The organism is Citrobacter amalonaticus, from assembly GCF_037053465.1.
Lineage (GTDB): Bacteria > Pseudomonadota > Gammaproteobacteria > Enterobacterales > Enterobacteriaceae > Citrobacter_A > Citrobacter_A amalonaticus_H.
Genome location: NZ_JBALIF010000006.1, coordinates 168822 through 183272 on the forward strand (window position 1 = coordinate 168822; position 14451 = coordinate 183272).

A 14451-nucleotide genomic window follows, 5' to 3' on the forward strand; every position below is an offset into this window, starting at 1 on the left:
CGCCGGGCAGAAGCATTAGCGGCGGGAACGGACCATCTGGTAGCGGCGCGTAAAATACTCAAACGGCGCGCTCCAGACGTGAACCAGACGGGTGAACGGGAAGAGCAGGAAGATAGTCATCCCCAGCACCAGATGCACGCGGAAGACAAACGCCACGCCCGTCAGCATTTCAGATGAACCACCGCGGAAGGTCACAATACTTTGCGCCCAGCCCACCAGTTTCATCATTTCGCTGCCGTCTGGATGCTGTGCGGAAAACGGGATGGTGCTTAATCCCAGCAGACACTGAATCAGTAAAATACTCATGATCAGAATGTCTGCCGTTGTGGAGGTTGCGCGTACGCGTTGATTGGTCAGGCGGCGCCAGAGAAGTCCCGCACCGCCAATCAGCGTCAGCACGCCACACACGCCGCCCATGATCATGGCCATTTGTTGTTTAACCGCGATGGGCAGAAACCAGGCATACATCCAGTGCGGGGTTAACATGCCGAACAGGTGCCCAAAGAAGATCCCCAGAATGCCGATGTGGAAGAGGTTTGACCAAATCACCATTCCGCGCTTATCCAGCATCTGGCTGGATGAGGCGCGCCAGGTGTATTGCCCATAGTCATAGCGCAGCCAACTGCCGAGGAAAAAGACCGTCGCACAGAGGTAAGGATAAATGTCGTAAAAAAAGACGTTCAGGTACTGTATCATTTCGGGCCTCCCGCGCTGACATCGACATATTGCGGTGCGACGTCCTGGCTAAAGCGTCGTTGATAGTGCTGCAACGGAGAACTGTCACAGGCCGTGGCGTTGTCTTCAATAAATTTCACCTGTTCTTCTTCCCAGACGGCGTCGAGTGCCTGACGGGTATCGTCACGCGTTTCGTTGTCGACCTGCTTAGTGACACTGTCACTGGAAAGCGGGCTGCCAGCCAGTGAAAGCAAAGCGTCAAATAGCTGATACCACGGCGTGCCGCGCTGTTTTAATCGTCCGCCCAGCAGCGCCAGAATCGGGGCGACGTTCTGCAATCCTTCGCGGGCTTGCGCTTCCGGCAGCACGCTCAGGTATTCGAGATATAACGGCAGATGATCCGGAAGTTCGCGACAGTCGAGCTGCAAACCCACTTTTTCGTACTGCGCCAGCAGGTCAACCATCGCCTGACCGCGATCGCGGGATTCCGCATGCACATGCTCAAACAGCAGCAATGAGGTGGCACGGCCACGGTCAAAGACTTCGCACCACTGCGCCTGTTTATCGAGCAGCGGCGCGCTGAGCAGTTCGCGGGTGAACCCGGTGAGCATCGGTGCATCGTGGCGCACCAGGGCGAGCGCATCGTCCTTACATTCCCACAGTAGTTCATCCGGGTATTCCATCAGCAGGCCAATCACCTTGAGGATTTGCATCATTCCCCCTCCGCCTTGTCACGCACTTCGGTGATGTTGATGGCGTCAATGCGGCTGCTGTTGAACAGATTGAATTTGGTATCTGAACCGTGGCAACCGTCGCCAAAGGTGAAGCCGCAGCCGTTGCGTTCCGGGAAAGCATCACGTGCCATTTCGCGGTGGCTGGTCGGGATCACAAAGCGGTCTTCGTAGTTGGCGATCGCCAGATAGCGGTACATCTCTTCAATCTGCTCCACGCTTAAGCCCACTTCATCGATCGCCCGGGTGTCGGTAACCCCTTCCACGGTTTGTGAACGCATGTAATGGCGCATTGCCATCATGCGTTTCAGCGCGCGCAGCACCGGGCCGGTATCGCCCGCGCTGAGCATATTGGCGAGGTACTGTACCGGGATACGCAGGCTTTCGATCGCCGGAAGAACGCCGTCGCTTTTCGGCAGGCCACCGGCGTCGGCATACGACTGAATGGGCGACAAAGGCGGTACGTACCAGACCATCGGCAGAGTGCGGTATTCCGGATGCAATGGCAGGGCCAGCTTCCAGTCCATCGCCATCTTATAGACCGGTGAACGCTGCGCCGCGTCGATGACATTTTGCGGAATGCCCTGTTTAAGCGCCTCTTCAATAACCGCCGGGTCATTTGGATTCAGAAACACGTCGCACTGGCGCTCATAGAGATCGGTTTCGTGTTCTGTGCTGGCGGCTTCTTCAATGCGATCCGCATCATAGAGCAGGACGCCAAGATAGCGGATACGTCCGACGCAGGTTTCGGAACAGACGGTTGGCTGACCGGATTCAATGCGCGGATAGCAGAAAATACATTTTTCCGACTTACCGCTTTTCCAGTTGAAGTAGATTTTCTTGTACGGGCAGCCGCTGATGCACAACCGCCAGCCCCGGCACTTATCCTGATCGATCAGCACAATGCCATCTTCTTCACGCTTGTAGATAGCGCCGCTCGGACAGGTGGCGACACAACTGGGGTTGAGGCAGTGTTCACACAGGCGCGGCAGATACATCATGAAGGTGTTTTCAAACTGCCCGTACATCTCTTTTTGCATGTTGTCGAAGTTACGGTCGCGGGCGCGTTTTTCAAATTCGCCGCCAAGCAACTCTTCCCAGTTCGGCCCCCAGATCACTTTGTCCATGCGCTTGCCGTCTATCAGCGAGCGGGGACGGGCGGTGGGCACATGTTTTCCTTCCGGCGCGCTGTGCAGGTGCTGATAGTCGAAGGTAAACGGCTCGTAATAGTCATCGATTTGCGGGATGACCGGGTTAGCAAAAATTTTGGTAATCACACCCATTTTGCCGCCCAGACGGGGTCTGATCTTGCCGTTTACGTCGCGCATCCAGCCGCCTTGCCATTCTTCCTGATCTTCCCAGTTTTTCGGGTAACCGATGCCCGGTTTGGTCTCGACGTTGTTAAACCACGCGTACTCCATGCCTTCACGTCCGGTCCAGACGTTTTTACAGGTGACGGAGCAGGTATGACAGCCAATGCATTTATCGAGATTCAGTACCATGCCAACCTGTGAACGGATCTTCATTTTTTCGTCTCCTGTACCTGATCCCGACCTTCATCATCCAGCCAGTCAATATGTTTCATTTTTCGAATCATGATGAACTCGTCGCGGTTGGAGCCGACGGTGCCGTAGTAGTTAAAACCGTAAGCGAGTTGCGCATAGCCGCCAATCATATGGGTTGGTTTAGGGCACACGCGGGTGACAGAGTTGTGGATACCCCCGCGCATGCCGGTAACTTCCGAACCGGGGATATTCATGATGCGCTCCTGGGCGTGGTACATCATGGTCATGCCTGGCGGGACGCGCTGGCTGACCACCGCACGGGCCGTCAGTGCGCCATTGGCGTTGAACGCCTCGATCCAGTCGTTATCTTCAATACCCAGTTCTTTCGCGTCCGTTTCGCTGATCCAGACAATTGGTCCGCCGCGCGATAAGGTCAGCATTAACAGGTTTTCGCTGTAGGTGGAGTGGATCCCCCATTTCTGGTGCGGCGTCAGGAAATTCAGCGCCTTCTCCGGAAAGCCGTTGGGTGGAATTTCGCGCATTTGACTGACGCTGCGGGTGTCGATCGGCGGACGATATGCCACCAGGCTTTCGCCAAACGCCCGCATCCATTGATGATCCTGGTAGAGCTGCTGACGGCCCGAAAGCGTGCGCCACGGGATCAGCTCATGAACATTGGTATAGCCCGCGTTATAGGAGACATGCTCACTCTCCAGACCGGACCAGGTCGGGCTGGAGATGATTTTTCGCGGCTGCGCCTGAATATCGCGGAAACGAATTTTTTCGTCTTCTTTGTTCAGCGCCAGGTGCGTATGCTCACGGCCGGTCATTGCGCCGAGCGCTTCCCAGGCTTTCACCGCCACCTGACCGTTGGTCTCCGGCGCAAGAGCGAGGATCACTTCCGACGCATCCAGCGCCGTTTCAATCAGCGGGCGGCCTTTGGCCGGGCCTTCACGTTTGGTGTAGTTAAGCTTGCCGAGGAAATCGACTTCCGTCTGCGTATTCCATGAGATCCCCTTGCCGCCGTTGCCAAGCTTATCCATCAGCGGCCCGAGTGACGTAAAACGCTCATAGGTGGCGGGATAGTCACGTTCCACCACCGCGATATTCGGCGCGGTTTTACCGGGGATCAGCTCGCATTCCCCTTTACGCCAGTCCTGAATATCAAAAGGCTGTGAGAGTTCCGCCGGCGAGTCGTGCTGTAGTGGTTGCAGCACCACGTCGGTTTCTTGTCCAAGATGGCCGACACAGACTTCGGAAAAGACTTTCGCGATCCCTTTGTAGATTTCCCAGTCGCTTTTCGACTCCCACGCCGGATCCACCGCCGCAGACAACGGGTGAATAAACGGATGCATATCCGAGGTATTCATGTCGTCTTTCTCGTACCAGGTGGCGGTGGGCAACACGATATCGGAGAAGAGACAGGTGCTGGACATGCGAAAATCGAGCGTCACCAGCAGGTCAAGCTTGCCCTCAATGGCCGACGACTGCCATTCCACTTCTTCAGGTTTAATTCCGTCGCTGGAGCCCAGCGCGTCCCCCTGAATACCGCTTTCGGTGCCCAGTAAATATTTGAGCATGTATTCATGGCCCTTACCGGAAGAACCGAGCAGGTTAGAACGCCAGATAAACATATTGCGCGGGTGGTTTTTGCCGCTGTCGGGCTGTTCGCAGGCAAAACGGATATCGCCGGATTTCAGCGCTGCAACAGTATATTCCACAGGCGTTAACCCGGCTTTTTCGGCGCGGGCTTTGACCGTCAGCGGATTGAGGTTGAGCTGAGGTGCCGAGGGGAGCCAGCCCATGCGTTCCGACCGCACGTTGAAATCGATCAGATGACCGGAGAATGTTGAGGCATCCGCCAGCGGCGAGAGCAGTTCCTGCGCGGTCAGTTTTTCATAGCGCCACTGGCTGGCGTGATTATAGAAAAATGAGGTGCTGTTCATCTGGCGCGGCGGACGGTTCCAGTCCAGCGCGAAGGCCAGTGGTAACCAGCCGGTTTGCGGACGCAACTTTTCCTGACCGACATAGTGCGCCCAGCCGCCGCCGCTTTGTCCCACACAGCCGCAGAAGACGAGAATGTTGATCATCCCGCGGTAGTTCATGTCCATGTGATACCAGTGGTTAACACCGGCACCGAGGATAATCATCGAGCGTCCGTGGGTTTTATGCGCCGTATCAGCGAACTCACGGGCGATGGTTTCAATCTGGAAACGCGGCACGCCCGTTATCTGTTCCGCCCATGCCGGGGTGTACGCTTTCACCTCGGAATACGCTTTCGCACCGCAGGCGTCTTCCAGACCGCGATCGAGGCCATAGTTTGCCAGTATCAGATCGTAAACGCTGACCACTGGAGAACGACGACCATCGGCAAGCGTCAGGTATTTCACCGGTAACTGGCGCACCAGCACCGGCTCTTGCTTCACGCTGCGAAAATGCGGGTTTTCATTGCCGCCAAAATAGGGGAACGCCACGCCCAGCACGTCATCGCGCTGCTCAAGTAATGACAGCGTCAAGGTGATGTCTGCGTCAGCCGCCAGCGATTCCAGATTCCATTTGCCTTTTTCTCCCCAGCGAAAGCCGATTGAACCGTTGGGAACCACCAGTTCGCCGTTATGATTAACCGCAACGGTTTTCCACTCCGGGTTATTGCTTTCGCCCAGGCCATCGACCAGATCGGAGGCGCGCAGCATCCGTCCCGGTACAAAACTGCCATCTTCGCGGGGATCCAGTAATACCAGCATTGGCATGTCGGTATAGCGGCGGCAGTAGTTGAGGAAGTAGTCGCTGGGATTGTCGAGGTGGAACTCTTTTAAGATAACATGACCCATTGCCATCGCCAGCGCGCTGTCGGTGCCTTGCTTTGGTGCCAGCCACTGATCGCTCAGCTTAGCAACTTCGGAGAAGTCGGGGGTAATAGCCACTGTTTTCGTGCCTTTGTAGCGAACTTCGGTAAAGAAGTGCGCATCCGGGGTGCGCGTTTGCGGCACGTTAGACCCCCAGGCAATGATGTAACTGGAGTTATACCAGTCAGCAGATTCCGGTACGTCCGTCTGCTCTCCCCAGGTCATGGGCGAGGCGGGCGGTAAGTCGCAGTACCAGTCGTAGAAACTGAGACAGGTGCCGCCCAGCAGTGAAAGATAGCGCGTACCGGCCGCATAAGAGACCATCGACATCGCCGGGATCGGCGAAAAACCAGCGACACGGTCTGGTCCAAACGTTTTGATGGTCCAGACGTTGGCGGCAGCAATCAGTTGATTGAGCTCTTTCCAGTTCGAGCGAATAAATCCACCACGACCGCGCACCTGTTTGTAGCTCTGGCATTTTTGCGGGTCATTCATGATCGATTCCCATGCCAGTACCGGATCGGTATGCGTGGACAGCGCTTCGCGCCACAGTTCAATAAGACGCTTGCGCACCAGCGGGTATTTCAGACGGTTGGCGCTGTACAGATACCAGGAGTAACTGGCGCCGCGCGGGCAGCCGCGGGGCTCGTGGTTGGGCAGGTCGGGGCGGGTGCGGGGATAGTCGGTCTGCTGGGTTTCCCAGGTGACCAGACCATTTTTGACGTAAATTTTCCAGCTACAGGAGCCGGTACAGTTCACGCCGTGGGTTGAGCGCACAATTTTGTCGAATTGCCAGCGCTGACGATAGCTGTCTTCCCAGTCACGGTTGGTATGCATCACCTGGCCGTGCCCCTCAGCAAAGGTATCGCCTTTTTGTTTGAAGTAACGGAAGCGATCCAACAGTTTACTCATGACATTTCTCCTGCTCCGTAAGGTCCTGTAGGCCAGATAAGACGCCTCGGCGTCGCCATCAGGCATAAAATTCTTGCCGGATGGCGGCGCAAGCGCCTTATCCGACCTACAAACCATCGGTGAATATGTTGTTATTTTTGCTTCGGTTTACGGCGACCATAAACCAGCCAGGTTATCAGGACGCAGACGATGTAAAACACCAGGAAAATCTTCATTGCGCCGACGGGGGAGCCGGTCATTGCCAGCGACGTGCCGAACGCTTTGGGGATGAAGAAGCCGCCAACGGCACCAATGGCTGAGATAAAGCCCAGCGCGGCGGCGGTGTCAGTCACCGCCTCACGCTGGGCTTGTTCGTCGCTGCCACCACGCAGTTTCACCTTATAAATCGTGAGCTGGCGGAAAATAACGGCAATCATCTGGAAGGTGGAACCACTTCCCAGACCTGCGGTTAAGAACAGCCCCATAAAGACCAGATAGAAAGCGATAAAGCTCCCGGATCCGGAGCCAGGAAGCGTCAGGAACAGCAACGCTGAAAAGAGGGCCATAAAGATAAAGTTAATCAGCGTCACGCGAACGCCGCCGAATTTGTCGGAGATAACGCCACCAGCAGATCGAGCCAGCGCGCCAATGAACGGGCCAAAGAACGCCAGTTTGAGGATGTTCACATCCGGGAACTGTGTTTTCGCCAGCATGGCGAAACCGGCTGAAAAACCAATAAACGATCCGAAGGTCGCCAGATAGAGCAGACTCAACAGCCAGAGATGAAACCGCTTCAGCACCGGGAGCTGAGAGGCAATTGACGCTTTGGAACTGGCAATATCATTGGTGCCAAGCCACGCAGCAAGGGTGGCAATGGCTAATAGCGGTACCCAAATCCAGGCGGCGTTTGCCAGAGAGAGCAGCGAACCATCGGGTTGCGGTACGCCCTGAACGCCAAGAAAAGCAAACATGGGCAGGAAGATCACCAGCGGGGCGACCAGTTGCATTACACTCACGCCAAGATTTCCCAGACCACCGTTCACGCCCAGGGCGCTGCCTTGTTTTGCTTTCGGGAAAAAGAAGCTGATGTTGCCCATGCTGGAGGCAAAGTTTGCGCCGGCGAAACCGCATAACAGCGCAATCACAATAAATACCCCGAAAGGGGTGGCCGTGTTTTGCACTGCAAAACCCAGCCAGACGCACGGAATAATCAGGATGGCGGTACTAAAAACGGTCCAGCGGCGTCCACCAAATAGTGGCACCATAAAGGAGTAGGGAACGCGTAATATTGCGCCAGAAAGAGACGGTAATGCGGTTAATAAAAAGAGTTGGTCGGTGGTGAAATTAAAACCAATTTTATTGAGATTAACGGCGACGGCGCTGAATAGCATCCAGACGCAGAAAGCCAATAATAAGCAAGCAACTGAAATGCATAGATTTCTTCGTGCAATGTGTTTTCCTTTATTCTCCCAAAATGCCGGATTCTCGGGTGCCCAGTCACTCAACAGATAACGGTTGTTTTTCTCATTTTGTTGCGCCATATACCCTCTCACATGCCCATGTCGTTCATGAAAAAAGACAAAACGGTTTCGTAAAGGGCGCTATTCGCCCTTTTTAGAATTTATTAATACTTTTATGAATATTGATGAAAGGATAGATAAAAAAGCGCAACTACGCGGAGTGAAGGGGAGATAACAGGTTGCTTAAGTGTTACTGAATGTAAATAAAAGATGTATGCATTTAACATCTTAACCATCAGGAAAAGAGTTCGAGGGTAATCATATGATCCAGATGCCGCTCAAATGCGGGATCGGCCATTTCCTGGATGCCAAGCACATACATACCATCAAGACCGCACACCAGCGCGATTAAGCGCCAGGCAACGTCCGCAGGTGTTGCACGGGTAGAAAACTCACCGGCGGCGAGTCCTTGTTCAATAAGCGCGGTGGTTTCCTCATGCCACATTCGCATGGTCAGAAGATAGGCGCTTTTAATGTCCGGATCTTTGTCCGCGAGGATTTGCGCTTCCCGCCAGAGCTTAATGTAGGGTTCGAATCCGCCGTCGTCGCTACCCAGCATCGCGTGTAATCGCAGGCGCCAACTGGCGTCATCCGGCACCACCCCGGCATCAAGCAGCGTTCGAATAAGGCGAATAAAGGCCTGAGACTTCAGTTCTCCTGCGCAGGTGAAGTGGTGATGGACTTGTCCGGTCGCAACGTTAGCCTCTGTGGCAATTCGCCTGACCGTCATGGCAGAAAAACCCTCTTCCAGGGCCACGCGCATGGCGGCCTGTAAAATAACGTCGCGACGCTCGTCTTTGTTCAGATAACTCATACACCATCCTCATCTTCCTGATGGTGCAGTGTAACAATAAGCTGGACAACCGTTCAATTGTGACAGGCTACAACTGAAGCGAAAGCTCCATGGCGGCTCGCCGCAGGGGGGCCAGCGCTTTCTCTTTCAGTGCCGCGGCGCTCATTGACGATGCAGGAACGCCCACGTTCAGCGCGGCGACCACCGTACCCGCCCGCGAGAGCAGTGGAACGGCGAGCGAACAGAGTCCGACTTCCATTTGCCGATCAGCCAGGGCGTATCCCTGAATACGCACTCGCGCAATTTCTTCCCGCAGTGAGGGCAAATCGCAGAGGGTGTGCGGGGTGTAGCGCAGTAGCTGTGCTCGTGACAACGTCACTTCAAGCTGTTCCTCTGGCAGGGCGCTAAGCAATACGCGCCCCATGGAGGTCGCCCAGGCGGGCAATCGGCTGCCGCGGCCGATGTCGATGCTGAGCAGGTTATTGACCGCTGCGCGGGCGATATACAGGACGTTATCGCCATCGAGCGTGGCCGCCGAGCAGGATTCGCCGAGCGATTTTCCCAGATTATCCAGCACCGCCTGTGCCACTTTTGCCAGCGGCGTGCCCGCGAGATAGGCATGCCCCACGGCGAGGACGCGTGGCAATAATTCGTAACTGCGTCCATCAGGGCTGTGCACCATTCCCAGCGCCGCCAGGGTATAGAGACAACGACGCACTGCGGCGCGGGAGATCTGCGTTTTCTGGCTTAGCTGGGAAATGGTCAGCCGCTGACGCTGGGGGGTAAAGGCATTAAGCACCTCCAGACCGCGGGCCAGAGACAGCATAAAGTTAGGATCTGACTTCACGGCATCATTGCTGATAACCGACTGATTTTTATCGCTCATTGAGTCTTTCTCCTGCGCAATGCAAATCTTCAACCGCTCAACTATACCGTGAGTCGTGGTGCTGGCAGGGGAATATCCCCGTTTTACCACAGGGATCACATTATTAACTTCAACGTAACAACCGCGCCGATTATCGCACAACATTTCGATAATCGCCGTTGACCATGTCAGTAACGCGCACCTATTGTCAGAAGCATCGTCACCCCAGGTTATCGCCGGTGACACAAAAAGTGATGACATAGCTGCTCAGGAAGAAACGATGACTGCGACCATTGAACGTATTGAAAGCTGGCTGGTTGATGTACCAACCATTCGCCCGCACAAACTGTCTATGACCACCATGGGCTGCCAGACGCTGGTGATTGTCCGCCTCACGCGTTCTGATGGAATTTTCGGCATTGGCGAAGCGACCACCATTGGTGGACTGAGCTACGGCGTTGAAAGTCCGGAGGCCATCCAGTCTGCCATCACTCACTATTTCACTCCACTGTTGAAGGGGCAGCCAGCAGACAATCTCAACGCGCTGACCGCACGTATCAATAGTGCAATCAAAGGCAATACATTTGCCAAATCAGCCATTGAAACCGCGTTGCTGGACGCGCAGGGGAAAGCGCTGGGGTTGCCGGTTTCCGCACTGTTGGGCGGCGCGCTGAACACGACATTATCCGTATTATGGACGCTGGCGAGCGGAAATACCGAGAGCGATATTGCGGAGGGGCAGCGCCTGCTGGACGAAGGGCGGCACCGGGCGTTTAAGTTGAAAATCGGCGCCAGGGAGCTGGCGACCGACCTGCGCCATACCCGCGCCATTGTGGAAGCGCTGGGCGATCGCGCCAGCATCCGTGTGGATGTCAACCAGGCGTGGGATGCCACTTCCGCCGCCAGAGGATGCCGGGAATTGGCCGCCATGGGCGTTGAGTTGATTGAACAACCGGTGAGTGCTCAGGACAGCGATGCGCTGGTTCGTCTCAGCCAGACGATTGAAACGGCGATCCTCGCGGATGAATCGGTGGCGAGCCATTTCGACGGCTATCGCCTGGCCCAACACGGTTTCAGCGGGGCGTACGCGCTGAAAATTGCCAAAGCGGGCGGACCTGACAGCGTAGTAAAACTGGCGCACGTGGCGCAGGCGGCGGGCATCGGGCTGTACGGCGGCACCATGCTGGAAGGCACTATCGGCACCGTGGCGTCACTGCATGCGTGGTCCACGTTGCCACTGCCGTGGGGGACGGAAATGTTCGGACCGCTGCTGTTAAAAGACGACATTGTCAGTACGCCCTTATCCTTTGCCGATGGCGGCGTGACGTTGCCGCAGACGCCGGGACTTGGGGTCGAACTGGATGAAGAAAAACTGCATTTTTATGCCCGCAAGCGTCGGGAATAACAGGAGACCAGCATGTTATTTAAAGTGGATATGACCGTGAATATTCCTCACGGAATGCCGACAGATGAAGTCGAAGATATTAAATCACGGGAAAAAGCCTATTCCCAACAATTGCAACGCGACGGGAAATGGCGACATATCTGGCGCGTGGCGGGTCTGTATGCCAATGTCAGCATATTTGATGTCGAGGATGCCGAGGAATTACATCAATTATTAATGGCGCTGCCGTTATATCCCTTTATGGATATTCGTGTCGAAGCATTATGTCGCCATCCTTCATCGATTCACAGTAACGACCAATAGTAGCAAATACATCCTGCCGGATAATACCGGCATAAACCCTACAGACAATAATAAGCGAGAAGCATGATGAGCCACTCCTTTATCCAACAAGACGACGTGCAAAAATTATTACGTGAAGGTGCCGGGTTAAATGGCCCTGAAGGTAATGAACGTTTTAAATCCATTATTCACCGCCTGCTCAGTGATATTTGTACACTTATTGACGATTATAATGTCACCCAGGAAGAATTCTGGCAGGCGGTGAATTATCTCCATGAACTGGGCGGACGCCAGGAGGCGGCGCTGTTAGCGGCGGGACTGGGGCTTGAACATTTTCTCGATCTGCGCCAGGAGGCCATCGAGTCCCGTTTGTCCTCTGAATCCGGGACGCCGCGTACCATCGAAGGGCCGTTGTATGTCGCCAATGCGCCGCTGGCGGAGGGTTACGCGCGAATGGATGATGGTAAAGACGCGGGGGAAGTGATGTGGTTGTACGGACAGGTCAAAGACGTTCATGGGCAACCGGTAGCTGGCGCGATTGTCGATATCTGGCATGCCAATACGCTGGGGAACTACTCGTTCTTTGATCAAAGCCAGAGTGAGTACAACCTGCGTCGGCGCATTCGTACCGATGCCGGAGGGCGCTACAGCGCGCGCAGTATTCTGCCTTCGGGTTACGGTTGCCCGCCGGATGGCCCAACGCAGAAACTGCTTAATCAACTGGGTCGCCACGGCAACCGCCCGGCGCATATCCATTTCTTTGTCGCAGCACCGGGCTTTAAGCATCTGACCAGCCAGATTAACCTGAGCGGCGACCCGTATTTGTGGGATGACTTTGCGTTCGCCACGCGCGAAGGACTGATTGCCGGGCCGGTGAAGGTCAGCGATCCGGCACGGATCCAGCAACGCGACCTGGACGGTGAACATACCGAAGTGTGCTTCGATTTTACCCTGTGTGCGGCGCAAAACGCGGATGAAGAGCAGCGAATTACCCGACTGCGCGCGCAGGAATAACGAATAACCCCACTGTTTTATTAATCCTGAATTGTGCAGGAGGGATCAACGCATGCAAAAAACGCTGTCGGCATTACAAGACAAAATCACGCAGGCATTAATTGTCGACCGTGATAAACATATTTATCGCTGTCATCGTTCGATATTTACTGACGAGCAGCTATTTAATTTAGAAATGAAACATATTTTCGAAGGTAACTGGGTGTTTCTGGCGCATGAAAGTCAAATTCCGCAGCCGGGTGATTATTTTACCCTGACGCTGGGCCGCCAGCCGGTCATTATTACCCGCGATAAAAAGAACGATCTGCATGCCTTAATTAATAGCTGTGCGCACCGTGGCGCCATGTTATGTCGGCGCAAAACGGGCAATAAAAACTCATTTACCTGTCCGTTTCATGGCTGGACGTTCAGCAATAACGGCAAATTGTTGAAGGCAAAAGATGAAAGTACCGGCGGTTATCCAGAAACGTTTAAGCACGAAGGATCGCACGATCTGAAGGCGCTTCCGCGCTTTGCTGAATATCGCGGTTTTTTATTCGGTAGCCTGAGTGACGATGTGCTGCCGCTTGAAGAATACCTCGGTGAGACGCGCAAAATCATCGATCTGATTGTCGACCAGGCCCCGGAAGGGCTGGAGGTGCTGAAAGGCTCATCCAGCTACGTCTATGAAGGCAACTGGAAGCTGGGCGCGGAGAACGGGGCCGATGGCTACCACGTCAGCGTGGTGCACTGGAACTACGCCTCCACAATGTCACGGCGTAACTATGAAGCGGAAGGAACTCGCGCGGTCGATGCCAATGGCTGGTCAAAAAGTCCTGGCGGCGGCTACGGGTTTGAACACGGGCATATGCTGCTGTGGACGCGCGCCATGAACCCGGAAGTGCGCCCGGTTTACGATCATCGCGAACGGCTACAGGCGGAGTTTGGTGAGAATCGCGCCGACCAGATGGTCAATGAGACACGCAATTTATGCCTCTATCCCAATGTGTATCTGATGGATCAGTTTTCGACGCAGATCCGCGTGGTTCGCCCACTGGCGGTGGATAAAACAGAAGTCACCATCTGGTGCTTTGCGCCGAAAGGGGAATCCGATCAGGCGCGGGCGTTACGAATTCGCCAGTATGAGGATTTCTTCAACGTTAGCGGCATGGGAACGCCGGACGACCTGGAGGAGTTTAGCGCCTGTCAGCGCGGTTATCTGGGCGAAAATCTGCCCTGGAGCGATCTCAGCCGTGGCGCATTGCACTGGGTGGATGGGCCCGACGCGCACGCAGAACAGGCGGGCTTTACGCCGGTGTTAAGCGGCGTCAAATCCGAGGATGAAGCGCTTTACATTGCACATCATCACCACTGGCAAAACGTGATGCTGGCGGCGGTGGCAAAGGAACAACGGCAGTATGAGCAGTCGATTACCCAACGCGTGGAGGTGAGCTGATGTTTACGCTTGAACAGGTTCGTCAGTTTCTTTACTACGAAGCGCAACTGCTGGATGACCGCCAGTGGGACGCATGGCTGGATTGCTACAGCCCAAAAGTGGTCTTCTGGATGCCGGCGTGGGGGGACGACGACAAGACCACGCAGGACCCGCAGCGTGAGATCTCGCTGATCTACTATCCCAACCGCGATGGGCTGGAAGACAGGGTGTACCGCATTAAAACTGAACGATCTGGCGCCAGCACGCCGGAGCCGCGCACTACCCATATGATTAGCAACATTGCGTTGCTGGGCGAAACCGAAAACGGCTGTGAAGTGCGCTACAACTGGGCGACCTACAGCCATCGCTATCAGCAAACCGATGTTTACTTCGGTACAACGCACTGCACGCTGATTGAGTGTGACAACCAGCCGCGAATCACGCGCAAAACCGTCCGACTCAATAACGATTACATCCGTCAGGTGATTGACGTTTACCATATTTAAGAGG

At 55.0% G+C, this 14451-nt stretch carries 12 protein-coding genes; 5 read left to right on the forward strand and 7 right to left on the reverse strand.

From position 1 onward, the window contains the following. Nucleotides 1-15: 15 nt before the first annotated feature. The 7 genes from narI to WB371_RS12310 all read right to left on the reverse strand — a co-directional run bounded on the left by narI (nucleotide 16) and on the right by WB371_RS12310 (nucleotide 9847). Entirely contained in the window at nucleotides 16-696 is a 681-nt protein-coding gene (narI, locus tag WB371_RS12280) for a respiratory nitrate reductase subunit gamma (RefSeq protein ID WP_336220350.1), read from the reverse strand. Further along, the gene (gene narW / locus WB371_RS12285; RefSeq protein ID WP_336220493.1) at nucleotides 693-1388 is read right to left on the reverse strand and encodes a nitrate reductase molybdenum cofactor assembly chaperone; all 696 of its coding nucleotides are present in this window, start codon (nucleotides 1386-1388) and stop codon (nucleotides 693-695) included. The genes narI and narW overlap by 4 nt, the downstream gene beginning before the upstream one ends. After that, on the reverse strand, nucleotides 1388-2932 hold the full coding sequence (narH, locus tag WB371_RS12290) for a nitrate reductase subunit beta (protein WP_336220351.1): 1545 nt from the start codon (nucleotides 2930-2932) through the stop codon (nucleotides 1388-1390). The genes narW and narH overlap by 1 nt, the downstream gene beginning before the upstream one ends. Next, nucleotides 2929-6669: a nitrate reductase subunit alpha gene (locus tag WB371_RS12295; protein ID WP_336220352.1), complete on the reverse strand. Its 3741-nt coding sequence runs from the start codon at nucleotides 6667-6669 to the stop codon at nucleotides 2929-2931. The genes narH and WB371_RS12295 overlap by 4 nt, the downstream gene beginning before the upstream one ends. Nucleotides 6670-6800: 131 nt before the next feature. Further along, nucleotides 6801-8189: a NarK family nitrate/nitrite MFS transporter gene (locus WB371_RS12300; protein ID WP_336220353.1), complete on the reverse strand. Its 1389-nt coding sequence runs from the start codon at nucleotides 8187-8189 to the stop codon at nucleotides 6801-6803. Nucleotides 8190-8403: 214 nt separating this feature from the next. Continuing rightward, on the reverse strand, nucleotides 8404-8982 hold the full coding sequence (locus WB371_RS12305; protein WP_336220354.1) for a TetR family transcriptional regulator: 579 nt from the start codon (nucleotides 8980-8982) through the stop codon (nucleotides 8404-8406). 67 nt (nucleotides 8983-9049) lie between these two features. After that, the gene (locus tag WB371_RS12310; RefSeq protein ID WP_336220355.1) at nucleotides 9050-9847 is read right to left on the reverse strand and encodes an IclR family transcriptional regulator domain-containing protein; all 798 of its coding nucleotides are present in this window, start codon (nucleotides 9845-9847) and stop codon (nucleotides 9050-9052) included. 259 nt (nucleotides 9848-10106) lie between these two features. Between WB371_RS12310 and WB371_RS12315 the strand changes: the two genes are divergently transcribed. The 5 genes from WB371_RS12315 to benB all read left to right on the forward strand — a co-directional run bounded on the left by WB371_RS12315 (nucleotide 10107) and on the right by benB (nucleotide 14447). Continuing rightward, entirely contained in the window at nucleotides 10107-11231 is a 1125-nt protein-coding gene (locus tag WB371_RS12315; RefSeq protein ID WP_420704046.1) for a muconate cycloisomerase family protein, read from the forward strand. Between the two features lie 12 nt (nucleotides 11232-11243). Continuing rightward, on the forward strand, nucleotides 11244-11534 hold the full coding sequence (gene catC / locus WB371_RS12320; RefSeq protein ID WP_336220356.1) for a muconolactone Delta-isomerase: 291 nt from the start codon (nucleotides 11244-11246) through the stop codon (nucleotides 11532-11534). A gap of 66 nt (nucleotides 11535-11600) precedes the next feature. Continuing rightward, nucleotides 11601-12527 (forward strand): catechol 1,2-dioxygenase, encoded by a 927-nt coding sequence (gene catA / locus WB371_RS12325; protein ID WP_336220495.1) that lies wholly within the window; start codon nucleotides 11601-11603, stop codon nucleotides 12525-12527. A gap of 52 nt (nucleotides 12528-12579) precedes the next feature. Next, nucleotides 12580-13962, forward strand: coding sequence for a Rieske 2Fe-2S domain-containing protein (locus WB371_RS12330; protein WP_336220357.1), 1383 nt, complete (start codon nucleotides 12580-12582; stop codon nucleotides 13960-13962). Continuing rightward, entirely contained in the window at nucleotides 13962-14447 is a 486-nt protein-coding gene (benB, locus tag WB371_RS12335; protein WP_336220358.1) for a benzoate 1,2-dioxygenase small subunit, read from the forward strand. The genes WB371_RS12330 and benB overlap by 1 nt, the downstream gene beginning before the upstream one ends. Nucleotides 14448-14451 lie beyond the last annotated feature (4 nt).